Raw genomic sequence first — 22608 nt, 5'->3', positions numbered from 1 at the left:
TCCTGGAGGGCTGCGGGATCGAGTTCGCGATGGCCCGGGTCAAGCAGGATCTCTTCGACCAGTTGCAGGCCGCCGGCTTCGTGCAGAAGGTGGGCGTCGACCGGATCTTCGCCACCCTGCCAACCGCGGTGGCCACTTTCCGGCTCTACGACGCCGACGGCCGGTTGGCCGCCCACGCCAAGAGTGCGGACCCCGCCCAGACGCCGATCACCCCGAGCGATGACAGGGGCTGACCGGGGTGCACCACCAGCCCGTGCCGCCACACCCCGACCAGTGACAGGGTGAGCAGCACCAACGCGCCGAAGGCTGCCGGGCCGTTCTGCCGGGGGCCCAGCGGGGGGATCATCCGCAGATCCATCCGGGCAACCAGCGGCACCACCAGCGCAATCAGCGCCAGCGCAATGGTCAGGGTGAAGAGCGGGAAGGTGGTGATCCCCACCGCGGAGGGGATCAGCATCGCCAGCCCGATGGCGATCCCGAAGGAGACCACCACGCACGGCATGTGCCACAGGTAGGTGGTCATCAGCAGGGCATTGACCACGCCCATCGCCTGCTGCACACGCGGGCGCTCCAGCAGTGTCAGGCGGCGTCGGGCCAGCAGCCCCAGCACCCCGGTCTGGGCCAACCCCAGCCAGGCCATCGCCACGGTGGGCGGCTGCAGGTTGGAGATCCAGCGAGAACCCATCCCCAGCGCCGGCACCGGCCAGCCGCCCATTGCGCCGAAGCGGAACTGCAGCAGCACCACGATCGCCACCGCACCCAGCCCGATGGCCGCGATCGGCTGCCACAGCGGGCCGCGGCGCAGGAAGCCGCGCTGGTGGGCAATCCCCAGCTGATGGCACAGCGGCCAGACGATGATCAGGTTCCAGTAGCGGTTGTCCAGCGCCCCCGTGTGGATGGTCCACACGTCGACGGTCGTGCCGGCGACCAACAGCAGCACCGGAACCAGCCAGGCGGAGCGGTCGTGCAGCCAGACCATGGCCGGCGCGATCTGCACGATGAACAGGTAGGCCACCAGGAACCACAGCAGCTTGGTCAGGTTGTGGCTGATGAAGACCGCATCGTCCATCCAGCCCAGCCAGGCCGCGATGCTGCTGGGAACGGCAAACAGGGTGATGAAGACGGTGGTGGGCCCCACCAGTCGTCGCCCCCGGTTGGCGAAGTAGTGCGCCAGGCCGGTGCCGCGTCGGTGCATCTTGTCCACCACGATGGCGTGCGCAAAGCCGCCGGCGACGAAGAAGAGTGGCATCACCATGAACAGCCAGCTGCCGTACCAGCCCAGCGGCCCCATCTCCATGGTGCGGGCCTGCCAGCCGGTCTCGGTGCGGTAGACGCGCCACAAGCCGGCGTGGAAGAAGACCACCAGGCAGACGGCCAGAGCGCGAGCCGCGTCGATCAGCAGCTCGCGCTCTTTGGTCTTCTGTTCAGCATGTTCGGCCACGAACCACAAGGGTAGGGCCGGTGAGGATCAGGCGGCGCCGGTGTTCTCCGTGCCGGTAGCGGGGCGCTGGCCCAGCTCCTGGTCCAGCCGCAGCAGGCCGGGGCCATCGTCGTTGATCATCGTGATCCGGCCGATGATCTCGCTGACGGTGGCCTCCTCCTCCAGCTGCTCGTTGATGAACCAGCTGAGCAGGGGCCGCGAGTCCAGATCTCCGGCGGCCTCGCCCTCGCGGTAGAGGTTGCGGATCGACTCCGACACCTTCTGCTCGTGCTCCAGGGCGGCGGTGAAGACGTCCAGCGGGGTCATCGACGCCTTCGTCTTGGGGGCGGCCACCGCGCCGATCACGGGGTGGTTGTCCCGGTCCAGCAGGTGGTCGATGAACTTGTTGGCGTGCACGATCTCCTCGTCGGCCTGATGGCGCAGCCAGGCGGCCATGCCGGGCAGGTCCTGCGCGTCGACCTCGATCGCCAGCTGCCGGTAGACCGTGGAGGCCGCCAGCTCCAGCGTGATCTGGTCGTTGAACAGCTTCTCGAGTTCCTTGGTCATCTTCATGACCCCTAGCCAAGCACGTTCCCGGTTCGCGCACGAGGCATTCCTCCATCGGCTGACGACCAAGTGGTAAGAGGGTCGTAGGGTGGAATGGTGACGGGTGTGCTGGGCGGTTTCTTCGCGATCTGGTCGGTGGTCGGTGTGGGCTGGCTGTTGGCCCATCTGCGCGTCCTGGACACCACCTCCCAGCTGGTGCTGACCAAGCTGAGCTTCTTCGCCGGCAGTCCCGCCCTGATGCTCACGATGATGTCCGACGCGGACCTGAAGCGGATCTTTGCAGAGAACCTGCTGGTTAGCGTGCTGGCGACCCTTGCCACGGGATTGGTGGCGCTGGGGCTGTTGCGCTGGGTGCTGCGCGACGAGCAGGGCCGCCAGCCCGGCCTGGGGCACACGGTGATCGCCACCTTCTGCGCCAGTTACGTCAACGCCGGCAACATGGGGCTGCCGATCGCCGCCTATGTGCTGCACGATGTCACCTGGATCGCCCCGCTGCTGCTGGTGCAGGTGGCGGTGCTGCAGCCGATCGGCCTGGCCTTCCTGGACGCCGACGCCGCCCGCACCGGCGGGGGCGCCAGCTCCCGGCGGCGCAATGTGATGCTGCCACTGCGCAACCCGATGACCATCGGCGTGCTCACGGGTCTGGCGCTCAACCTGACCGGCGCGCGGATCCCGCAGGTGTTGGACGTGCCGCTGACCATGCTCGGCGGGCTGGCGGTGCCCACCATGCTGATCGCCTTCGGGGTCTCGCTGCGGCTGGGGCCGCTGCCCGGACGCGGCCCGCTGTGGAACGAGACGTTGGTGCTGTGCGGGCTGAAGCTGCTGCTGCAGCCCCTGCTGGCCTTCCTGCTCTCGTTGGCCTTCGGACTGGACCAGGTGACCATGCTGGCGGTGATGGTGCTGGCCGGGCTGCCGACGGCACAGAACATCTTCAGCCATGCGGTGCGCTACCAACGCTCGGTGGTGCTGGCCCGTGATGTGGTCTTCATCACCTCGATCGTGTCGATCGGCACGATCATGGCGATGGCCCTGATCCTGGGCTGAACCCACGAAACCGGCGTGTACTAGGTTGGCGGCATGAGCAAGGACGTGGGCCAACGGGAAACCTTCGACTTCGACGCCAGCACCGCCCAGGCCTGGGCGTTGTTCACCGACCGGCTTGCCGAGGTGGTCTCGATGATCGACGACGGGGCGGCGCTGCGGGTGGGCACCCTGACCACCGAGGCCGAACCGGCGCCCTTCGTCAGCTTCACCTGCGGCCAGCGCACGGCCAAGGACGAGCCGCCGATGATCCTGGCCGAGGCCGCCAGCAATGCCGTGTTGGGTGACGGTTTCCAGCTGGGTGCGGGACAGCTGGACCAGTTGGCCACCCTCGGCTGGCAGTCGCCGACCGTCGAGGAACCGCACCCCACCCCGAATTTCTGGGCCGAGCACGTGCAGGACGACTGCGTCTGGCTCGCCGAGCTGGCCGTCCAGACGCTGCGCGACGTCTTCGGCGTGCAGCACCCCGTCTTCCTGGCACCTGACCAGCTGGCCGAGATCCTGGCCACCGAGCCGGTTGTGAGGGAGGCCTCCACCGGTGCGACGGCCGCCGCGCAGCACCCGGGGGAGGAGCATGACTACGTCGCCAGCATGCCGGCGGATTGGGATGAGCTGCACGACTTCGTCCGCACCGAACTGGCCCACATGTTCGGCCACGAACCGATCACCGACGAGGAGGGCGACTTCACCATTCGGGTCGGCTCCTCGATGGTCTTCGTTCGGTGCTCCGCCGATGCTCGGGAGGTGCTGCTGTTCAGCGCCCTGGTCCATGACCTGGAGGGCCGTGGCCGCGCCGTCGAAGTGCTCAATGACCTGAACACCGAATCCCGCTTCGGCCGTTTCTCGCTCTACAAGGACAGGGTATTCGTGTCGATGAGCCTGCTCGCGCGGCCCTTCGTCCCGGCTCACCTGCACGAGGGCGTGCGGATCATCACCCGGATCGCCGACGGGATCGATGACGACCTGGCCGCCAAGCTGCGTGGCCGGGTGACCTTCACCGACGGCGAGTGAGCTGCGCGGCCTTTCCGGTCCGATACGATCTGAACAGTTCAGGAGAGGTGGGGTCCGATGGGTGAGGGGCATTTCGAGGTTCTCGATGCGGCCGAATGCAGTCTGCTGCTCCGTGAGGCCTCGGTGGGCCGCTTGGCCTTCGACGGCCCCGACGGGCTGACGGTGCTACCCCTGTCCTACGCCCTGGACGACGAACGAATCGTCCTGCGCACCGGTGGGCAGACCCAGCTGGCCAGTCTCGCCGACGGCACCCCGGTGGCCTTCGAGGTGGACGAATTCGATCCCGCCTGTCGCAATGGCTGGAGCGTCGTGGCCCGCGGATCCCTGGGGCGTCCGGCCGAGGGTGAGCTGACGGTGGAGGCCGGGCCGGAGCCCTTCGTCCCCGACACCCGGGAGCTGCTGTTGGTGATCAGCGACGCCACACTGACCGGCCGGGCGGTCGCCGCAGCCTAGCCCTGCACAATCCCTCGTCGGCGTGGAAGAATGGCATCAGGGCAAGCCAACGCCGCAACCGGCCCTCGCTGGTCGGCTGTGGCCCTGCGAGAGGGGAAGCCATGAGCACCGCCGCCACCCACGATGACCGCTCGGTCCGGATCGAGGGCCCCAGAGTCCTGGTGGGGGTGGATGGCTCCGAGGACGGTCTGCGCGCCGTGCGCTACGGCGTCGGCGCGGCCGAGCGTCGCAAGGCCACCCTGCACTTGGTGCATGCCGTGGACGACGCCGTGATGGCCGGTGCTTGGGGCGTGGTCTACGACCCGAGCGCCCTGCAGGAGGCCGGCGAGCATGCGAATCAGGCGGCGATCGAGCTGGCCACCCAGGCCGGGCTCGGTGAGGATCAGATCCACGCGGAGGTGGTGCTGGGCAATGCCGCGGCCGTGCTGGCCCGACTCAGCGAGGGGGCAGACCTGCTGGTGGTGGGGCGCCGCTCCGTCAGCGGCCTGGAGCGGATGTTCATCGGCTCCACCAGCGTCGCCCTGGCCGATGCCGCGCATTGCCCGCTGGTGGTGATCTCCGCCGCCGCGACGCCCGGCCTGACCGGTGGGATGGGGCGGATCGCCGTCGGTGTCGATGCCCAGAACCACTCCCCGCACACCCTGGAGTGGGCGATGGCCGAGGCGGAGGCGCGCGGCGCGACCCTCAGCGTGGTGCACGTGGCCAAGCAGATGGATGCCGGGCCTGCCTTCGACGAGGTGGAGCGCGCGGCGCGACAGGGGATCGAGGGTTTGCTCGAGCCATTGCGGGCTGCGCACCCGGAGGTGCCGGTGGAGGTGCAGATTGCCACCGGGTCTCCGGTGGATGAGCTGGTTGACCTGTCCTCGACGGTGGACCTGCTGGTGCTGGGGGTGCAGAAGGCCAAGCTGCTCGGGATCCACCTGGGCGGCGTGATGCGGGCCGTGCTGGCACACGCCGGGAGTCCCGTTGCCCTCGTCCAGTGAAAACCCGCGGTGGTGGCGGAATGTGACATGGATCACACTGTCCCGTGAATGAGTGACAAGTAGAGCCGTCAATCGTCCCGGCGGGAGCGATTTGTCACCTGATCACGGGACATTGGCCGAACCATTCCTGAAGCGGCGCTGAAGCGCGAAATTTCGGCGTTCGACGTTAACTTGTGTTCAGTATTAACAGCAGGAAGGATGAAGTCATCGCCCAGCAGCCACTCGGGGGAGTGGCCACGGGGGATCCGATTCGGGGGAATCGGGCTCTTCGTCGAATCGGGGGATTCGGCGAAGGAGATGGACCAGTCGGGGGACTTGGTCCAACCAGCACAGGTCGTCATTCGGGGGAATGGTGGCCATGCGCAACGAAGTTGCGGGCCCGGGAGCGAGAGCTTCCGGGCCCGGTTGCGTTCACCGAAGGAAATGGCTTGCCCGGGGCTCTAGGCTGGTTCGGTCATGACACAAGCGCCTTCCGTACCGCAGCCCCGTCTGCACTTCGACCCGTCGCTGCCGATCGCTGAGCACGCCGACGAGATCGCCGACCTGATCCGTGACCACCAGGTGGTGGTGGTCGCCGGTGAGACCGGCTCGGGCAAGACCACCCAGATCCCCAAGATCTGCCTGCGGTTGGGGCGCGGCCGGATTGCCCACACCCAGCCCCGCCGGATCGCGGCCCGCACGGTGGCCGAGCGGATCGCCGAGGAATGTGACACCCCGCTGGGCGAATTGGTGGGTTACCAGGTGCGGTTCACCCGCAAGGCGGGCAAGGACACCAAGGTGAAGGTGATGACCGACGGCGTGTTGCTGGCCGAGATCACCCATGACCGGGATCTCAAGCGATACGACACGATCATCATCGACGAGGCGCACGAGCGCAGCCTGAACATCGACTTCCTGCTGGGCTACCTCAAGCAGCTGCTGCCCAAGCGGCCGGAGCTGAAGGTGATCGTCACCTCCGCCACCATCGACACCGCCCGGTTTGCCGAACACTTCTGCGACAAGGCCGGCAACCCCGCCCCGGTGATCGAGGTCAGCGGCCGCACCTATCCGGTGGAGATGCGCTACCGGCCGCTGGTGGCCGAGGGGAAGGACGCCGATTCCGGCGACCAGATCGACGGCATCTGCAAGGCCGTCACCGAACTGAGCCGGGAGGGGCTGGGCGACATCCTGGTCTTCCTCTCCGGGGAGCGGGAGATCCGCGACGCCGCCGAGGCCGTCAACGGCCTGAAACTTCCGGACACCGAGGTGCTGCCGCTCTATGCCCGGCTCAGCTCCGCCGAGCAGCACCGGGTCTTCACCGCCCACAGCGGGCGCCGGGTGGTGCTGGCCACCAATGTGGCCGAGACATCCATCACCGTACCCGGGATCCGTTACGTGGTTGACCCGGGAACCGCCCGGATCAGTCGCTATTCGGCGCGGACCAAGGTGCAGCGGCTGCCGATCGAGCCGGTCAGCCAGGCATCGGCCAACCAGCGCGCGGGTCGGTGTGGCCGCGTCGCCCCCGGCATCGCGATCCGCCTGTACAGCGAGGACGACTTCCGCACCCGCCCGGAGTTCACCGAGCCGGAGATCCTGCGCACCAACCTGGCCAGCGTGATCCTGCAGATGGCCGAGGCCGGGTTGGGCGACATCGGTTCCTTCCCCTTCGTCGAGGCCCCGGACCGCGGACAGATCACCGACGGCCTGCGGCTGCTCGACGAGCTGGGTGCGCTCAAGCCCGGCAGCCATTCCCACCCGAAGCTCACCAGGATCGGCCACCGGCTGGCCCGGATCCCGCTGGATCCGCGGCTGGGCCGGATGCTGCTGGAGGCCGAGAACCAGGGCTGCGTCCGCGAGGTGCAGGTGCTGGTGGCCGGCCTGGCCATTCCCGACGTCCGGGAACGCCCGGCCGAGAAGCGGGAACAGGCCGACCAGTTGCACCGTCGCTTCTGGACCCCGACGATGCCCGAGGAGCCATCCTCGAACCCGTCGAGGGAGCAGAACGCACCCGCCCGCCATACCGCGCATACCCGCGCCGCGGAGCGAGTCGCCAGTAGCGGGGGGGAGCCGGACTCTGGTGGCGACCTGATCGCCATGCTCCGGCTCTGGAATTACCTGCGCGACCAGCGCAAGCAGCTGTCCGGCAATGCCTTTCGTCGGTTGTGCCGCGACGAATTCATAAACTTCCTCCGGGTGCGCGAATGGGAGGACCTGCACACCCAGCTGCGCGACATCTCCAAGGAGATCGGGCTGGAGCGCAACCACGCTCCGGCCCCGGATGACAAGGTGCTCACCGCGGTGCTCAGCGGCCTGCTGGGGCACGTCGGGCTGGCGGATCTGCGGGAGCAGGACCAGCCGAAGAAGGATCGCACCGGCAAGCGTCGTCGCCCCGGCCCGCGGGAATACCTGGGGGCGCGCGGCGCCCGGTTCGCGATCCAGCCCGGATCGGCGCTGGCCAAGAACCCGCCGCCGCTGGTGATGGCCGTCGAGCTGGTGGAGACCAGCCGGTTGTGGGCTCGCACCGTCGCCGCCATCACCGCCGAGCAGGTGGAGGAGGTGGCCGGGGAGCTGTTGAAGCGCAGCTATTCCGGGCCGCACTGGTCCAGCAATTCCGGCTCGGTGGTGGCCTATGAGAAGGCCGCGCTGTACGGCGTGCCGATCGTCGCGGAACGGCCGGTCAGCTATGCCCGGATCGATCCGGTGGTGGCCCGGGAGATCTTCATCCGCTCCGCATTGGTGGAGGGCCAGTGGCGCACCCGGCACCACTTCTTCCACCACAACCGCACGGTGCGCGAGCAGGCCGAGGAGCTGGAGGAACGCAGCCGTCGGCGCGACATCACCGTCGACGACCAGCAGATCTTCGACTTCTATGCCGCCCGGATCCCCGCCGACATCGTCAGCGTCAACCACTTCGACGCCTGGCTGCGCCGCCAGCCGGACAAGCGGCTGCTGGAGATGGGGCTGGACGACCTGCTGGCACCGCAGGCAGAACAGGTGGATGCCGGTGACTTCCCCGACCACTGGACGGTCTCATCCCGGGCCGGGGGCGAGCTGGACCTCGAGATCGACTATGTCTTCGACCCGGGAAGCGGCCACGACGGTGTCTCGGTGGCCATCCCGCTGGCCCAGCTCAACCAGGTCAGTGCCGAACCCTTCAGCTGGCAGGTGCCGGGACTGCGGGAGGAGCTGGCCACCGAGCTGATCCGGGCCCTGCCCAAGCAGGTGCGCACCAACTTCGTGCCCGCCCCCAACCATGCCCGGGCAGCGCTGGGCTGGCTGGACGAGATGGCCAAGGTGGGTGAGGGGCCGGACCACTCCCGTCGCTTCTGCGACGAACTGGGCCGGGCGCTGCGCCAGCTCACGTCGGTGACGGTGGAGCCTGGCCAGTGGAAGCCCGAGGCGGTGCCCGAGCACCTGCGGGTGGCCTTCCGGATCACCGAGAATGGCCGGGAAACGCGGCGCAGCAAGGACTTTGCGGAGCTACGGCAGGATCTGGCGCGCAAGGTCAGCCAGACCTTGACCAAGGCCTCGGCGAAGAAGGCGATCACCGGCGCGACCAGCTGGAGCATGGGGCCGATCGATGCCAGCCTGAGCGTGGAGAAGAACGGCACCCGGGCGGTCGGTTACCCGGCGCTGAAGGACGAGGGAGCCAGCGTCGGGGTCGTGGTGCTGGACACCCGCGCCCGCGCCAGCCAGTCGCACGCCCGGGGCCTGCGCCGGTTGCTGGTGCTCACCCTTCCCGACCCCACCAAGTGGGTGGTCAGCCACCTGACCAATGCCGACAAGCTGTCGCTGGGCAATTCGCCCTATGCCAGCGTCCCGGCGTTGCTGGCCGACGCCCGGCTGAAGACGGCCGAACAACTCGCCCGTCGCTGGGCCGCGGAGAACGGCACCAGGCTGGACGATGTCCGCGACGCCGAGACCTACGAGCGGCTGGCGCTGTTCGTCCGGCAGGAGCAGGCCGACGCGATGCGCACGGTGACCGCCACGGCGGCCGAGACCCTGCGCAATGCCACCGACGCCCGGCTGGCGATCGCCTCCTTCCCCGCAGGCGACGTGCGCGACGACGTCACCGCCCAGCTGGAGAACCTGGTCTTCACCAACTTCATCAGCGCCACGCCGGACCCGTGGTACGGGCACCTGCCGCGCTATGTGAAGGGCATCACCGTCCGGCTCGCTGCTGCGGCTGCCAGCCCGGCGCGCGACCGGCAGGGGGCGGCGCTGGTGGATGAGCTGGAGGCCGAGTATGCCGAGCTGTGCACCGCGCAACCGCCCGGCCCGCTGTCCGCGGCGGTGGAGGAGATCGGCTTCCTGATTGAGGAGTTGCGGGTGCAGCAGTTCGCGCAGCACCTGCGCACCGCCGTCACCGTCTCTCCCAAGCGGATCCGCAAGGCGATCCAGGACGTGGGCTGAAAGATCAGCCGGCCACCCGGATCAGCTCCCGGGCCAGCGGGTCGGGGCTACGCCCCAGCCAGATGGCCCGCAGTTGCCGGGTCAGCACGTCGGGCTCGGCCAGTTCCACCAGCGCCACCCGGCCCTGCTGCACCGCGGCGCCAACCGCCAGCTCGCTGAGCACCGCCGGCCCGGCACCTGCGGCACAGGCGCCCAGCACCGCGGTATTGCTGCTCAGCACCAGCGTCGGGGCGGCGACCGGCAGTCCCGTCATCGCGGCGTCCAGGGTCTCCCGGGTGCCGGAGCCCAGCTCGCGCACCACCAGGGAGGTGTGGGCCAGCTCACCCAGCGACAAGGGGCGATGGCGTCGGGCCCAGGGGTGCTGCGGGTCCACCACCACGCACAGCCGGTCGGTGTGCACCGTACGGCTGGTGATCCCCGACGGCAGGTCCGGGGTCTCGATGAAGCCCACCGGCACCTGCCGGGTCAGCACCAATGCCGTCACGGTGCTGGAATTGGTCACCCGCATGTGCCAGCCGGCCGCCGGATCTCCCCTGTGCAGCCGCGCCAGCCAGACCGGGGCCAGGTATTCGGCAATGGTCTGGCTGGCGGCAAATTCCATCCGGCTTCCATGTTCGGTGGTCAACGCGGCGACGCCGTCGGTGAAGGCCCCGGCCTGCGCCAGCAGCGGTTCGGCCAGTTCCGCCAGTTGGGCGCCGACGGCGGACAGCGTCGAGCCGCGGTGGGTGCGGACCAGCAGCGTGGCGCCGACCCGTCGTTCCAGCCGCGCGATGGAGCGGCTGGCATTGGGCTGGGCGATCCCCAGCTGGCGGGCGGCGGCGGTCAGGCTGCCGGTGCGCCCGGTGGTCACCAGCAGTTCGAGCGTGCCCAGCTCCGGCCAATCGGTCATGCCTGCATGATATGACCCCATGTCGCACTCGGTCTTCCGCATCACCGCTGGTGGGGAAAGGATGGATCAAGTGAAACCACTGCGTCACCTCCTTCCCGGCCTGCTCTTCTGCGCCGCCGGCGCTGCCCTTGCGGTGCTGGTCAACCGCGCCGTCCCCACGCTGAGCGCCCTGTTAGTCGCGATCCTGCTGGGGGTGGTCTACACCAACATCTTCAGCATCGCGCCGGCGCTGGTGCCCGGCGTTGCCTGCAGCTCCAAGCGAGTGTTGCGAATCGGCATCGTGCTGCTCGGCCTGCAACTGGTCCTCGGCGACATCGCCAGGCTGGGGGCGGGCATGGTGCTGGTGATCGTGGCCGTGGTGACTGGCGGCATCCTGGGCAGCATGGCGATCGGCCGGGCGCTGGGGCTGGCCCACAACCAGTGCCTGCTGATCTCGTCGGGCTTCTCGATCTGCGGTGCGGCGGCGGTTGCGGGTGTGAACTCCGTCGTCGACGCCGACGAGGACGAGGTGGCCACCGCGATCGCCCTGGTGGTGCTCTACGGCACCCTGATGATCCCGATCGTGCCGGTGCTGGCCAAGCTCTTCGGGCTGGGGGAGGTGGCCTCCGGGCTGTGGGCCGGTGGCTCCATCCACGAGGTGGCGCAGGTGGTGGCCGCCGGTGCCGCACTGGGACCGGCTGCGCTGAAGGTGGCCGTCGTGGTGAAGCTGGCGCGTGTGCTGATGCTGGCACCCGTGGCCGTGGCGATCGGCTGGTGGGTCCGGCGCTCCCAGCCCACGCGCGACGACGGCAAGCGCCCGCCGATCGTGCCGCTCTTCGTCGCCGGCTTCGTCGCCATGGTGGTGCTGCGTTCGCTGGACGTCGTGCCGCACGCCTGGCTGCCGATGATCAAGACCATCCAGACCGCCCTGCTGGCCGCCGCGATGTTCGCGCTGGGGCTCGGGGTGAAGGTGAAGAGCCTGATCCACGTCGGGCCCAAGCCCTTCCTGCTGGGGCTGTTGAGCACTATCCTGGTGGGCAGCATCGCCCTGGGTGGTGTGACCCTGGTCAGCTGACGCGGCACCGTGCAAAAGGTGGAAAACTGGGCGGGTGCCACAGACCACCGAAGAACTCGTCAACCTGCTGGAACTCGAAGAGATCGAGATCGGCCTCTACCGGGGTCACCAGCCCCAGACCATGCTGCAGCGCACCTATGGCGGGCAGGTGCTGGCCCAGTCGCTGATGGCTGCCTATGGAACGGTGGCGGAAGACCGGATGTGTCACTCGCTGCACGCCTACTTCCTGCGCGGCGGCGCCATCGACAAGCCGATCATCTACGACGTGGAGAGCGTGCGCGACGGCGGCAGCTTCAGCTCCCGTCGGATCGTGGCCCGGCAGGGTGGGACGTCGATCTTCACGATGAATGCCAACTTCCATGTGCAGGAGGGTGGTCTGGACCACTCCGATCCGATGCCGCAGGGCGTGCCCGCACCGGAGGACTGCCCGTCGCTGGCCGAGCTGATGCGCGAACGGCTGGGGGTTTCGGCCAAGGTCTTCAGCGAATGGGATGCGCTGGACGTGCGCTTCGCCGGCGATTCCGGCCAGTCCAAGCTGATCCAGCCCGGCGCACATCAGGCGCACATGCGGGTCTGGGTGCGCACCACCAGCGCCCTGCCCGCTGACCAGCGGCTGCACCAGGCGATCCTGGCCTACCTGAGCGACATCACCTTGCTCAGTGTCTCCACAGTCCCTCACCCGGTGGCCTTCGTCTCGCCCAAGATGAACATCGCGTCGATCGACCACGCCATGTGGTTTCATCGCCCGGTCCGCGCCGACGAGTGGATGCTCTACGACCAGGTCTCCCCGTCGGCCAGCAATGCCCTGGGCTTCTCCACCGGTCGGCTGGTGCAGGGCAATGCGCTGGTGGCCTCCTGCAGCCAGGAAGGCATGATCCGGGTCGTCGAGTGAGTTGACCGGCGTCCGACGCAACCACGCTGGCCGAGCCTGTCGAGGCCTCCTCTCAGAGTGGCCCCAAGAAATGTCTGAGGTGTCTGTTTGACTGGTTCCATGGCGGATTGTGCCCAGTTCAGGTTCGAAAAACAATCACGATAAGTCCTTGTTGTGAAGGGCTGTGCGGGGTAGGATTAGAACAGTTCAACGACGAGCCTCGGGGGAGGTCACCATGAGCACCACACACGCATCACAGCCGGGTGCCGACCTGCCCCAGAATGCCGTGGCGACGATCGAAGCCCTGCGCGCCGAACGGCACGTGCGCCGGGAGTCCGAGGCGCGGGAGTTCCGGTTGATCGCCCACCTGGCTGATCTGTACTCCGGCGTGGAGGCCGCCGAGCCCGCGCTGTCTGAACCCCCGCTGCCGGGGCGGGAACGCCTGGTGTCGATTGGGTCGGACGGTACCCCGGAGGTGGCTGAGGGCTGCGTGCTGGAACTCGCGGCGGACCTCCATGTCCGGCCCGAGGAAGCGCACCAGCTGATTGCCGCCGCGTTGGACTGTCGGCATCGCCTGCCGGAGTTGTGGGGGTTGGTGCAGGGCTTGGAGGTGCCGGTCTACCAGGCCCGCCACATCGCGCAGGCCACCCACGAGTTGGACGCCCAGCATGCGGGGTTGGTGGATCTGGAGTTGTCCCGGCAGATCGTCGGGATGAGTTTCCGGCAGGTGAAGAAGCTGACCGCCGCCGTGGTGCTGCGCCAGCTCGACGCCGAGCAGGCCGACCAGCGTCGACGGGATGCGTTGGAGGCGCGGGGTGTGTGGGTGGCGCAGTCCGACCACGGTGTCGCCGACGTGATGGCGGTGGTGGACGCGGCGGATGCGATCCTGCTGGATGCCCAGCTCGACCGGATCGCCACCATTCTGGAGACCGGCGGTACCCGCGGGACCCGTGATGCGTTGCGTGCCCGGGCTGTGGGGATTCTTGCCAACCCGCCCCTTGCCACCCAACTCCTGCAGGCCGACCTGCTCGACCAGCTCCCCGTCGGGGATGAGTTCGACAAGGTGTGTGCCCGCAACGGTCAGGCAGGGCATGTCTGCGGCACCATCACCGTCGACCCCGACCAGTTACTTCCGAAGGCCCAGCTCGTCGTCCACCTGAGCGACACCACGCTCGCGACGGGTGAGGGTCTGGTGCGGTGTGACAAGCTGAACCCCTTGCTGGCCGGGTGGTTGCCCGACGTGTTCGGTCATCATCGGTTCACGGTGCGCCCGGTGATCGACCAGAACCACCAAGTCCCCAGCGATTCATATGAGTGCCCGCCCACGATGCGCGAAGCGGTGATCTTGCGCAACCCGTGGGAGGTGTTCCCCTGGTCCACCCGTACCTCCCCAGGACTTGATTTGGACCACACCATTGCGTGGCAGCCTCGGATGAAGGCCCCTCGACAGGCTCGGGGAACGGGGGTTGCGTCGGGCGATGAGGTGACCACGGTGGCCGAGCCTGTCGAGGCGCCCTGCGCGAGCCCGCCCAACCCCACCACGGCGGCCGAGCCCGTCGAGTCACCCGGTGCTCGCCCACCCGAACCCACCACGATGGCCGAGCCCGTCGAGGCCTCCCCACCAACCAAGGCGACTGGACAGACTCATCCGGACAACCTCGGCCCGCTGTCCCGCCTGGCTCATCGAGCCAAGACCCACTTCGGTTGGCGCCTGTACCAGCCCCTGCCGGGGATCTTCCTGTGGCAGACCCCTCTTGGCTATCGCTACCTGCGCACGCCGAGCCGCACCCTGGACCTCGGCCGCCCCGACACACCTATCTGGAGTCGGCAGGACGAAGCGGCTCAACCGAGCCCGGCGGCGGTCTGAAGGTACGGGCCGGGACCAGGACGATGAGCCCGGCCAACGACGCCAGGCTGATCAGGTAGACCGGCCAACCCCACGGGGAATGCGTCGCGCCGCTGATCTGGTAGGTGTCGGCCAGCGCGATGCCGGGGCCGAAGGAAGTGAACCAGTGCATCGGGGCGGCAAAGGCCAGCAGGAGCAGGAAGGCGCTGGCGGGGGAGCGCCAGCTGGGCCGCGGTCGACGCAGGTGTTCGGCCAGCATGACCACCCCCGCCACCAGGTAGAGCGCGGCGATCCCCAGCACCAGCGGCGCATCCAGCGATTCCCCGGCCGCGGCGACGTCGGCCCGGATCTGCGCCAGGCTGCGTCCGGGCGCGCTGGCCAGTGGATTGAGCACCAGGTTCTGCGTCACCGACAGTGCGGTGACGGCCACCGTGGCCGCGAAGCCCGAGACACAGATGCGGCGGGTGAACGGGGTCGATTGAGCTGTCATACCATCACCTTCCGTTGCTTAATTTCGACCGTAGCGCGGGCGCGGGGGCAACCGGATCTGACCACGGGCCCAGAACCACACCCGCCGCCCACCCCCGAGGGGTGAGCGGCGGGCGCGGGTGGCGGAAGGTTCCCTCGACAGGAACCGGGTGTCAGGCGGCTTCCCGCAGCTGGGCGAGCGCATTGCGCTCGATCTGGCGAACGCGTTCGGCGGTGATGCCCCAGACGGCGCCGATGTCGGCCAGCTTGGCCTGGCGACCGTCGGAGAGGCCGTAGCGGCGACGGACCACGTCGGCGGAGCGCTCGTCCAGCCCGTCCAGCATGTCGTCGAGCGCCTGACGGTCCTCGGCATCCAGCACCATCTCGTCGGGGCCGGGGGCGGTCTCGCGAGCGATCAGGTCACCCAGGGAGGTGTCGCCGGACTCCTCGACGGGGGCATCCAGGGAGATGTGCTCGCGGCTGTAACGGATCAGGTCAACCACCCGATCCTCCTCCAGCGCCAGCTCCTCGGCGATCTCGGCCACCTCCGGCTCACGGCCCAGCTGGCGCTCCAGGTTGCGGCGCACCGCATTGACCTGGTTGACCTGCTCGGCGACGTGGACCGGGAGCCGCACGATCCGGCCCTGCTGGGCGATGCCGCGGCTGATCGCCTGGCGCACCCACCACGTGGCGTAGGTGGAGAACTTGAAACCCTTGGTGTAGTCGAACTTCTCGACCGCGCGGATCAGGCCGGTGTTGCCCTCCTGCACCAGATCCAGCAGCGGCATCTGCGCCCGGCCGAACTTGCGGGCGACGGAGACCACCAGTCGCAGGTTGGCCTGCACGAAGCGCTGCATCGCGGCCTCGCCCTCGTCGACCATCTGCTGCAGCTCGTCGGTGGAGACCTTCTTGCGGGTCTTCAGCTCACCGTCGAGCAGCGCCTTGGCGTACAGCCCCAACTCGATGGTGCGGGCCAGCTGCACCTCATCCTCGGCAGTGAGCAGGGGAGTGCGGGCGATGGTCTCGAGATAGAGGCCGACGGAATCCTTGCCGTCGATGCCCTCGCTGCTGCGCACTCGCGTTCGTGTGTCCATCTGGGTCACCTTTCACCGTTTCTCACCCCTGACAACGCACAAGGTTCCCGAAACGATCCACGAAAGTGCCCATGATCAGCCAAATCACGCTCTGAGCGGACAAGACCATACCCAGGGGGTAGTTCCCGCCCGCTCAGCTCAGGGTTTTCCCTGAGGGGTCACCCCGTGATCTGGCTGATGATCCACGCCAGCTCGAAGGCCTCCTCGCGCCAGGAGCCGTAGCGGCCGCTGACGCCACCGTGCCCGGCCACCATCTCGGTCTTGAGCAGGATCGGGCGCTGCGGGTCGCTCGCGACGGTCTCGCGCAACTTGGCCACCCACTTGGCGGGTTCGGTGAACAGCACCCGGGTGTCGTTCAGGCTGGTGGTGGCCAGGATCGCCGGGTAGCAGCCGGGGCGGATGTTCTCGTACGGGGTGTAGCCCTTCATGCAGGCGTAGACCTCGGGATCCTCGATCGGATTGCCCCATTCCTCCCACTCAACCACGGTCAGCGGCAGCTCCGGCTTGAGGATGCTGGTCAGGGCGTCGACGAAGGGCACCCCGGCGTGCACCGCCCGGAAGAGGTCCGGGGCCAGGTTGGTCACCGCACCCATCAGCAGCCCGCCGGCGCTGCGGCCGCGGGCAGCCAGCCGGTCCGGCGTCGTCCACCCGGTCTCCACCAGATGCCGGCCGCAGGCGACGAAGTCGCTGAAGGTGTTGGGCTTGGTCAGCTGCTTGCCCTGCTCGTACCAGGCCCGGCCCATCTCCCCGCCGCCGCGGACGTGTGCGATCGCGAAGACGATGCCGCGCTGCAGCAGGCTCAGCCGGGCGATCGAGAAGCTCGGCGGGATGCACACCTCGTAGGAGCCGTAGCCGTAGAGCAGGCACGGCGCGCTGCCGTCGGCGACGACGTCCTTGCGGTGCACCAGGCTGATCGGGATCCGGGTGCCGTCCTCGGCGGTAGCCCACAGCCTCTCCTGCACATAGTCGTCCGGGTCGTAGGCGCCGTGGACGGGGTGGTCCAACACCGGGGTGCGGCGCAGCAGGCTGGTCTTCCCGCTGGCCAGATCCAGTTCGAGCACGCTGGCCGGGGTGACCAGGGAGGTGTACTGCAGCCGCACCGTGCTGCTGGCCCAGTCGGGTTCGCTGTAGGACTGAACGTCGTGCAGCACCTCGTCGAAGGCCACCCAGCGGGGCTCGCCGAAGCCGTCGGCCTTGCGTTCCAGCACGGCGACGGTGCTCAGGCCGTCGCGCCGCCCGCTGAGCACCACGTGCGTGGCGTAGGCCTCGACGCTGTCCAGTCGCATCCCGGGCTTGCCGGGAACGACGGTGGTCCAGTGCTCGGCGCCGGGGGAGTGCAGCGGTGCCGCGGCCAGGCAGTAGTCCTCACAGTCCCGGTTGTGCAGCACCAGCACCTGGTCACCGGCCAGTTCCACCTGGTACTCGACATTCTCCTGCCGCCCGGCGACGGAGGTGGGGGTGCCCGCCAGGTCATCGGTGGGCAGCAGCCAACACTCGCTGGTCAGCTTGGAACCGGCCATGAAGACCAGGTGGCTGCGGTCCCGGGATTCGTCGACGCCCAGCCAGAAGCGCTCGTCGTCCTCCTGCAGCAGCAGCACGTCGTCATCGGTGTTGGTCTGCAACTGGTGGCGCCAGACCTGGAAGGGGCGCCAGGCCTCGTCCACCAGCGAATAGACGACGTGCTGGTCTCCTGCCCAGCACAGCCCGTGCGACAGGTCGGTGTGGATCGGGCCGAAGTCCTGCCCCGAATCCAGATCCCGGATGTAGGAGGAGAAGCGCTCGTCACCGGCATGATCCACCGACCAGGCCAGCAGCCGGCCATTGGGGGAGACACTGAACCCGCCCAAGGAGAAGAAGTCGTGCCCCTCGGCCTCGATATTGCCGTCGAGCAACACCTGTTCACCGGGAACCTCGCCGCTCAGGTCGGGCCGGGTACCGCTCAGGTCCGCCACCCGGCAGTGGATCGGGTAGTCCTTGCCCTCCACGGTGCGGGCGTAGTACCACCAGCCCTGTTCCCCGTCGTCATCGACGTGAGTGACGTGCGCGGGCACCGACAGGTCACTTTGCTGGGTGCGGGCGGAGATGTCGTCGAAGATCTCCTGCCGCAGGCGCTCCAGCGGGGCGGTCAGGGCGTCGGCGTAGGCATTCTCGGCCTCGAGGTGGGCGATCACCGCGGGATCGGTCTTGTCCCGCAACCATTCGTAGTCGTCGACGACGTCATCGCCGTGGAAACTGCGGGTGATCGGCTGCTTGGCTGCGACGGGAGGCCTCGGTGCTGTGGTCGACATGCCGCCAGCCTAGTGCGCCGCGGTGCCGCACCCGTTTGGGAAGTGGCCCGGGGCGTGCCAGAATGACTGCGGGAGTGCTCTTGACTTTCACCGGCTTGACCACGCCCTGAAATAAGTGAAGCCATCTGCATGACCCGTCCTTGCCCGCCGTTGCGGTTGGGACGAACACCCGGACTCCCGAGAGGATCCTTCCTTGACGCCCACCTCTTCCAAGAAGACGCCCGAGACCGACGAGAACGTCGAGGCCCCGGCCGTCGCCAAGAAGACCGCTGCGCGCAAGACCGCGGCCAAGACCACCGCGGCCAAGAACGCGGCGAAGAAGACCCCGGCCAAGCGTGCCACCAAGGCCGCAGCGAAGAAGACGGCCGCAGACGAGGAGATCGTCACCATCGGCGGAGCCGTCGAGGGCGAGAACCTGGAGGTCGTGGTCAAGCGTGAGGGCGACGACGTCGTGCTCACCGTCGGCGGCAAGAAGCGCACCCTCGACGACGTCGACGAGGCGGAGTTCAAGCCGGAGGAGACCGCCAAGGAAGAGAAGGAACTCGTCGAGGAATCGCAGGGCTTCGTCGTCTCCGACGCCGACGACACCGACGAACCCGAGCAGCAGGTGATGGTGGCGGGCGCCACCGCCGACCCCGTCAAGGACTACCTGAAGCAGATCGGCAAGGTCGCGCTGCTGAATGCCGAGATGGAGGTGGAACTGGCCAAGCGGATCGAGGCCGGCCTGTTCGCCGAGGAGCAGCTGAACGACCCGGCAATCAAGGTCAAGGCCGCCGACCAGGACGACTTCGAGTGGATCGCCGAGGACGGCAAGCGCGCCAAGAACCACCTCTTGGAGGCCAACCTGCGACTGGTCGTCAGCCTGGCCAAGCGCTACACCGGCCGCGGCATGCTCTTCCTGGACCTGATCCAGGAGGGCAACCTGGGCCTGATCCGTGCGGTCGAGAAGTTCGACTACACCAAGGGCTACAAGTTCTCGACCTACGCCACCTGGTGGATCAAGCAGGCCATCACCCGCGCCATGGCCGACCAGGCCCGCACCATCCGCATCCCCGTGCACATGGTGGAGGTCATCAACAAGCTGGCCCGCGTCCAGCGCCAGATGCTGCAGGACCTCGGCCGCGAACCCACCCCGGAGGAGCTGGCCAAGGAACTCGACATGACCCCGGAGAAGGTCGTCGAGGTGCAGAAGTACGGCCGCGAGCCGATCTCCCTGCACACCCCGCTGGGCGAGGACGGCGACTCCGAGTTCGGCGACCTGATCGAGGACTCCGAGGCGATCGTCCCGGCCGACGCGGTCAACTTCACCCTGCTGCAGGAGCAGCTGCACGACGTCCTGGACACCCTGTCCGAGCGTGAGGCCGGCGTGGTCAGCATGCGCTTCGGCCTGACCGACGGCCAGCCCAAGACCCTGGACGAGATCGGCAAGGTCTACGGCGTCACCCGCGAGCGGATCCGCCAGATCGAGTCCAAGACCATGAGCAAGCTGCGTCACCCGTCGCGCTCGCAGGTGCTGCGGGACTACCTCGACTGATGTCGAAGACTCCTTACCGGATCAAGCGCGCGGAGCACCCCGTCGAACTCGAGGGGGCCGTGCGCGCCCAGGCCCAGGCCTGGCAGGAGTCCTACCAAGGGCTGCTGCCGGGCGACCTGGTGGCCGCTCGAGCCCATGAGGGAGTCATCCAGCGACGCGTGATGGACTGGGCGATGGCCAGCCAGAACGACGTCTGGTTCTGGATCCTGCTGGACTCCCGGGACCAGCGGGTGGTGGGCGTCGCCAATGCCTGCCCTCGCCGGGAGGATGATGCGCCCGAGATCCTGGAGCTGGCCCAGCTCTACATCACCGACGAGGTGAAGGGCACCGGCGCCGCCGACCGGCTGCTGGAGATGGCCATCGGTGACATGGACTGCTACCTGTGGGTGCTGCAGGGCAATGATCGGGCGATCGCCTTCTACCGCCGCAATGGCTTCGAGCTGGATGGCGCCAGCCGCGCCAGCGACGACCTGGGCGGGGCCACCGAGCTGCGGATGGTTCGGCACGCCGACTAACGCACCAGCTTGCGCAGCCGCCCCCGCTTGGTCTTGCGCTTCTCCTGCTCCAACCGCGCCAGGGTTTCGGCATCCAGCCGGGGGATCACCTGGGTGGTCTCGTCGTCGTCCATGAAGTCGGTGACGACGCTGGCATTGTGCCGCGGGCGCAGCGACCGCGCGCGCATCCGGGCATGCCGGAAACGGTCGACCGGCGTGGTCCGCGGCCCGATCTGGCCCTCCGCCAGTCGTCGGCCGAGCTGGGAGGCCTTCCACCGGTCCCGGACCCGCACCCGCGCGTCGATGTCCAACTGCTGCAGCACCTGGTCGAGCGCCACCAGGATTCCGCCGCTGAGCAGCCACTGGTCGGCCAGGCTGTCCCCGGCGGCGATCAGCTCGGCCACCTCGGCGCGGGCATCGCGCAGGGCCCGGTAGTTGGTGACGAAGGCCTGGTGCGCCGTCTCCTCATTGCCATTGGCCTCGGCCTCCACCATCGTGCCGAAGGCATCCAGGCAGTCGCCCAGCCGGCGCAGCATCATGGCCACGGCCTGCTGCACCTCCCGGTCCAGACCTTCGTCGTCGGCGCTGGTCAGCCCGCGCGACGGATGTGCTGGGGCGGGGGCATGACGCTCCATCAGCAGGAAGATCGCGCGCAGGCTCAGCAGACAGCTCTCCAGGCTGTTGAGGCCGCTGGTGAGGATGGGGGCGATGTCGGCCCGGCCCATGGCACGGGAGTTGAACTTACGCAGGTCCGTGAGTTCGGTGACCTGGCTGTGCGCCTTGCTGATCTTCTCGGTCACGCGACGCGCCTGATCGATCCAGTGCGAGACCATCGGCTTGGTGACTGCCCCGGATTCCATGGCTTCCGCGGCCTTGTGCAGCACCTCCTGCTGGGCCCTGGCCACCCCGCGAACCGCCGACGACGCCGAGCGGAAGGGCACCGCCGGGGGCAGCACGAGCGGGAAGAGGATGCCGACCACGGCGCCGATCACGGTGGAGATGATCCGGGTCTCGGCGGCGATGTCGCCCTGGGTGGAGCCCAGGATCAGCATGGCGGAGATCGGCATCTCCAGCGAGGCATTGCCCAGGTGCAGGATCCGGGCCAGCATCAGGGCACTGAAGATCACCAGCCCCAGGCTCCACCAGTGCATGCCCAGCCAGCTGGCGGTGACCAGGGCGATCCCGACGCCGGAGCTGACCGAGACCATGCGGAGCAGGCCCATCTTGAAGGAACCGGCCGCTGAGGCCTGCATCACCAGCAGGGCCGTCAGGGCAGAGGTCAGGTCGATCGGTCCGCTGACCAGCCAGCGAGTCAGCCCAAAGGCGAGGACCGAGGCGACGGCGAGCCGGGCCATGTTGCCGATCACCGGCAGCAGGCGCGCCAACATCTCCGAACGGCCCGCCGGGCGGGACGGCCAGAGGAAGTTCAGGATCCGGGTGAGTTGGTGGCGCATCGTGCGGCCAGTCTAGGAGGGCGGTCTGACAGAATTCTGTGCGAAAGCTGGAGACCAGCTGAGCGCCAAGGTCAGCCCAGCAGACCCAGTTCCAGCGCCACGTAGCAGAGGGCGGCGATGCTCTCCGCGTCGGTGATCCGCCCGGCGCGCACCATCCGCATCACCTCGGGCCACGGCACCGGCTGCGCGGCCGTGATTCCCTCGGCGTCCTGTTCCAGCAGGCCGTCGGCGACGGGGGACAGGCCGGTTGCCAGGAAGATGTGTTCGGGGGCCCGGCAGACCCCATTCAGGGCATCCATCCGGCCCAGCAGGCGCCATTCGCTGGCCCGCAGGCCGGTCTCCTCGGCCAGTTCACGCTGCGCCGCCAGCAACGGATCCTCACCGTCGCTGCCGCCGGCTGGCACCTCCACCGAGACGCCGACGGTGTGCCGATCCACCGTGACCAGCCACACCTCACGGTCGTCGGTCATCGCCACCACCATCACCGCGTCGTGCCGAACGCTCATCACGCCGTAGACCCCGGGGCTACCGTCGGGACGGACGACCTGGTCCTCCTGGACGCGGATCCACGGGTTCTCATAGACGACGGTCGAGCTGGTGACGGGCCACATGGCCGCCAGCCTAGCCCGGAGATTTCACGGGGGTGGCTGGACGTGAAGGAGGGAAGTGCCCTCTGACCTGCGAAGATACCGATTGTCTAGGTCTGTATCAGCGTGGTTGAAGGAGCACTTCCCAGGTGAACAAGCGTA

The 22608-nt window shown here is 68.4% G+C and carries 19 protein-coding genes; 11 read left to right on the top strand and 8 right to left on the bottom strand.

Annotated features, from left to right (window positions below; translation table 11 throughout):
* Positions 1 to 29 precede the first annotated feature (29 nt).
* Positions 30 to 233, top strand: coding sequence for a hypothetical protein (locus tag AAEX57_RS12235; protein ID WP_342092545.1), 204 nt, complete (start codon positions 30 to 32; stop codon positions 231 to 233).
* On the opposite strand, the gene AAEX57_RS12230 is transcribed toward AAEX57_RS12235, so the two are convergent.
* A complete protein-coding gene (locus AAEX57_RS12230) occupies positions 146 to 1441 on the bottom strand; it encodes an acyltransferase (protein ID WP_342092544.1) in 1296 nt (431 codons plus the stop codon). The genes AAEX57_RS12235 and AAEX57_RS12230 overlap by 88 nt on opposite strands.
* 27 nt (positions 1442 to 1468) lie before the next feature.
* Positions 1469 to 1993 carry a ferritin gene (locus tag AAEX57_RS12225; protein ID WP_342092543.1) on the bottom strand — a complete coding sequence of 175 codons (525 nt, stop codon included), beginning with the start codon at positions 1991 to 1993 and terminating at the stop codon, positions 1469 to 1471.
* A 90-nt stretch (positions 1994 to 2083) separates the two neighbouring features.
* On the opposite strand from AAEX57_RS12225, the gene AAEX57_RS12220 reads away from it, so the two are divergent.
* The 5 genes from AAEX57_RS12220 (at position 2084) to hrpA (ending at position 9867) form a co-directional block, all read left to right on the top strand.
* Complete coding sequence (locus tag AAEX57_RS12220) at positions 2084 to 3031, top strand: AEC family transporter (protein WP_342092542.1); 948 nt, start codon at positions 2084 to 2086, stop codon at positions 3029 to 3031.
* 33 nt (positions 3032 to 3064) lie between these two features.
* The gene (locus AAEX57_RS12215; protein WP_342092541.1) at positions 3065 to 4039 is read left to right on the top strand and encodes a T3SS (YopN, CesT) and YbjN peptide-binding chaperone 1; all 975 of its coding nucleotides are present in this window, start codon (positions 3065 to 3067) and stop codon (positions 4037 to 4039) included.
* Between the two features lie 57 nt (positions 4040 to 4096).
* Positions 4097 to 4492, top strand: a complete 396-nt coding sequence (locus tag AAEX57_RS12210; protein WP_342092540.1) for a pyridoxamine 5'-phosphate oxidase family protein — start codon at positions 4097 to 4099, stop codon at positions 4490 to 4492.
* A 101-nt stretch (positions 4493 to 4593) separates the two neighbouring features.
* Positions 4594 to 5475, top strand: coding sequence for a universal stress protein (locus AAEX57_RS12205; protein WP_342092539.1), 882 nt, complete (start codon positions 4594 to 4596; stop codon positions 5473 to 5475).
* Between the two features lie 456 nt (positions 5476 to 5931).
* Positions 5932 to 9867: an ATP-dependent RNA helicase HrpA gene (gene hrpA, locus AAEX57_RS12200; protein WP_342092538.1), complete on the top strand. Its 3936-nt coding sequence runs from the start codon at positions 5932 to 5934 to the stop codon at positions 9865 to 9867.
* Between the two features lie 4 nt (positions 9868 to 9871).
* Here the strand turns inward: hrpA and AAEX57_RS12195 are convergent, their stop codons facing one another.
* The gene (locus AAEX57_RS12195; protein ID WP_342092537.1) at positions 9872 to 10756 is read right to left on the bottom strand and encodes a LysR family transcriptional regulator; all 885 of its coding nucleotides are present in this window, start codon (positions 10754 to 10756) and stop codon (positions 9872 to 9874) included.
* Positions 10757 to 10826: 70 nt separating this feature from the next.
* Here AAEX57_RS12195 and AAEX57_RS12190 point away from each other — a divergent pair, with 70 nt between their 5' ends.
* The 3 genes from AAEX57_RS12190 (at position 10827) to AAEX57_RS12180 (ending at position 14548) form a co-directional block, all read left to right on the top strand.
* Complete coding sequence (locus AAEX57_RS12190; protein WP_342092535.1) at positions 10827 to 11810, top strand: YeiH family protein; 984 nt, start codon at positions 10827 to 10829, stop codon at positions 11808 to 11810.
* A 34-nt stretch (positions 11811 to 11844) separates the two neighbouring features.
* Positions 11845 to 12702 (top strand): acyl-CoA thioesterase, encoded by an 858-nt coding sequence (locus AAEX57_RS12185; RefSeq protein ID WP_342092534.1) that lies wholly within the window; start codon positions 11845 to 11847, stop codon positions 12700 to 12702.
* A 214-nt stretch (positions 12703 to 12916) separates the two neighbouring features.
* On the top strand, positions 12917 to 14548 hold the full coding sequence (locus AAEX57_RS12180; RefSeq protein ID WP_342092533.1) for a DUF222 domain-containing protein: 1632 nt from the start codon (positions 12917 to 12919) through the stop codon (positions 14546 to 14548).
* Here the strand turns inward: AAEX57_RS12180 and AAEX57_RS12175 are convergent.
* From AAEX57_RS12175 to AAEX57_RS12165, 3 genes are all read right to left on the bottom strand, one after another.
* Positions 14496 to 15017, bottom strand: coding sequence for a hypothetical protein (locus AAEX57_RS12175; RefSeq protein ID WP_342092532.1), 522 nt, complete (start codon positions 15015 to 15017; stop codon positions 14496 to 14498). The two genes, AAEX57_RS12180 and AAEX57_RS12175, sit on opposite strands and share 53 nt — an antisense overlap.
* A 151-nt stretch (positions 15018 to 15168) precedes the next feature.
* Positions 15169 to 16089, bottom strand: a complete 921-nt coding sequence (locus tag AAEX57_RS12170; protein WP_342092531.1) for a sigma-70 family RNA polymerase sigma factor — start codon at positions 16087 to 16089, stop codon at positions 15169 to 15171.
* A gap of 158 nt (positions 16090 to 16247) precedes the next feature.
* The gene (locus tag AAEX57_RS12165; RefSeq protein WP_342092530.1) at positions 16248 to 18377 is read right to left on the bottom strand and encodes a S9 family peptidase; all 2130 of its coding nucleotides are present in this window, start codon (positions 18375 to 18377) and stop codon (positions 16248 to 16250) included.
* A 193-nt stretch (positions 18378 to 18570) separates the two neighbouring features.
* On the opposite strand from AAEX57_RS12165, the gene AAEX57_RS12160 reads away from it, so the two are divergent.
* On the top strand, positions 18571 to 19911 hold the full coding sequence (locus AAEX57_RS12160) for an RNA polymerase sigma factor (RefSeq protein WP_446721146.1): 1341 nt from the start codon (positions 18571 to 18573) through the stop codon (positions 19909 to 19911).
* Positions 19911 to 20426 carry a GNAT family N-acetyltransferase gene (locus AAEX57_RS12155; protein WP_342092529.1) on the top strand — a complete coding sequence of 172 codons (516 nt, stop codon included), beginning with the start codon at positions 19911 to 19913 and terminating at the stop codon, positions 20424 to 20426. The genes AAEX57_RS12160 and AAEX57_RS12155 overlap by 1 nt, the downstream gene beginning before the upstream one ends.
* On the opposite strand, the gene AAEX57_RS12150 is transcribed toward AAEX57_RS12155, so the two are convergent.
* Entirely contained in the window at positions 20423 to 21859 is a 1437-nt protein-coding gene (locus AAEX57_RS12150) for an FUSC family protein (RefSeq protein ID WP_342092528.1), read from the bottom strand. The two genes, AAEX57_RS12155 and AAEX57_RS12150, sit on opposite strands and share 4 nt — an antisense overlap.
* A 71-nt stretch (positions 21860 to 21930) precedes the next feature.
* Positions 21931 to 22470, bottom strand: a complete 540-nt coding sequence (locus tag AAEX57_RS12145; protein WP_342092527.1) for an NUDIX hydrolase — start codon at positions 22468 to 22470, stop codon at positions 21931 to 21933.
* Between the last annotated feature and the right edge of the window lie 138 nt (positions 22471 to 22608).

It is taken from the genome of Luteococcus sp. H91, assembly GCF_038433135.1.
Taxonomy (GTDB): Bacteria; Actinomycetota; Actinomycetes; order Propionibacteriales; family Propionibacteriaceae; genus Luteococcus.
This window is presented reverse-complemented; position numbering and strand designations above follow the sequence as displayed.

Coding starts and splice junctions, on each gene's coding strand:
- AAEX57_RS12225 (WP_342092543.1), bottom strand. CDS start 1,993: ATGAAGATGACCAAGGAACTCGAGAAGCTGTTCAACGACCAGATCACG.
- AAEX57_RS12175 (WP_342092532.1), bottom strand. CDS start 15,017: ATGACAGCTCAATCGACCCCGTTCACCCGCCGCATCTGTGTCTCGGGC.
- AAEX57_RS12210 (WP_342092540.1), top strand. CDS start 4,097: ATGGGTGAGGGGCATTTCGAGGTTCTCGATGCGGCCGAATGCAGTCTG.
- AAEX57_RS12165 (WP_342092530.1), bottom strand. CDS start 18,377: ATGTCGACCACAGCACCGAGGCCTCCCGTCGCAGCCAAGCAGCCGATC.
- AAEX57_RS12150 (WP_342092528.1), bottom strand. CDS start 21,859: ATGCGCCACCAACTCACCCGGATCCTGAACTTCCTCTGGCCGTCCCGC.
- AAEX57_RS12215 (WP_342092541.1), top strand. CDS start 3,065: ATGAGCAAGGACGTGGGCCAACGGGAAACCTTCGACTTCGACGCCAGC.
- AAEX57_RS12195 (WP_342092537.1), bottom strand. CDS start 10,756: ATGACCGATTGGCCGGAGCTGGGCACGCTCGAACTGCTGGTGACCACC.
- AAEX57_RS12170 (WP_342092531.1), bottom strand. CDS start 16,089: ATGGACACACGAACGCGAGTGCGCAGCAGCGAGGGCATCGACGGCAAG.
- hrpA (WP_342092538.1), top strand. CDS start 5,932: ATGACACAAGCGCCTTCCGTACCGCAGCCCCGTCTGCACTTCGACCCG.
- AAEX57_RS12235 (WP_342092545.1), top strand. CDS start 30: ATGGCCCGGGTCAAGCAGGATCTCTTCGACCAGTTGCAGGCCGCCGGC.
- AAEX57_RS12145 (WP_342092527.1), bottom strand. CDS start 22,470: ATGTGGCCCGTCACCAGCTCGACCGTCGTCTATGAGAACCCGTGGATC.
- AAEX57_RS12180 (WP_342092533.1), top strand. CDS start 12,917: ATGAGCACCACACACGCATCACAGCCGGGTGCCGACCTGCCCCAGAAT.
- AAEX57_RS12205 (WP_342092539.1), top strand. CDS start 4,594: ATGAGCACCGCCGCCACCCACGATGACCGCTCGGTCCGGATCGAGGGC.
- AAEX57_RS12155 (WP_342092529.1), top strand. CDS start 19,911: ATGTCGAAGACTCCTTACCGGATCAAGCGCGCGGAGCACCCCGTCGAA.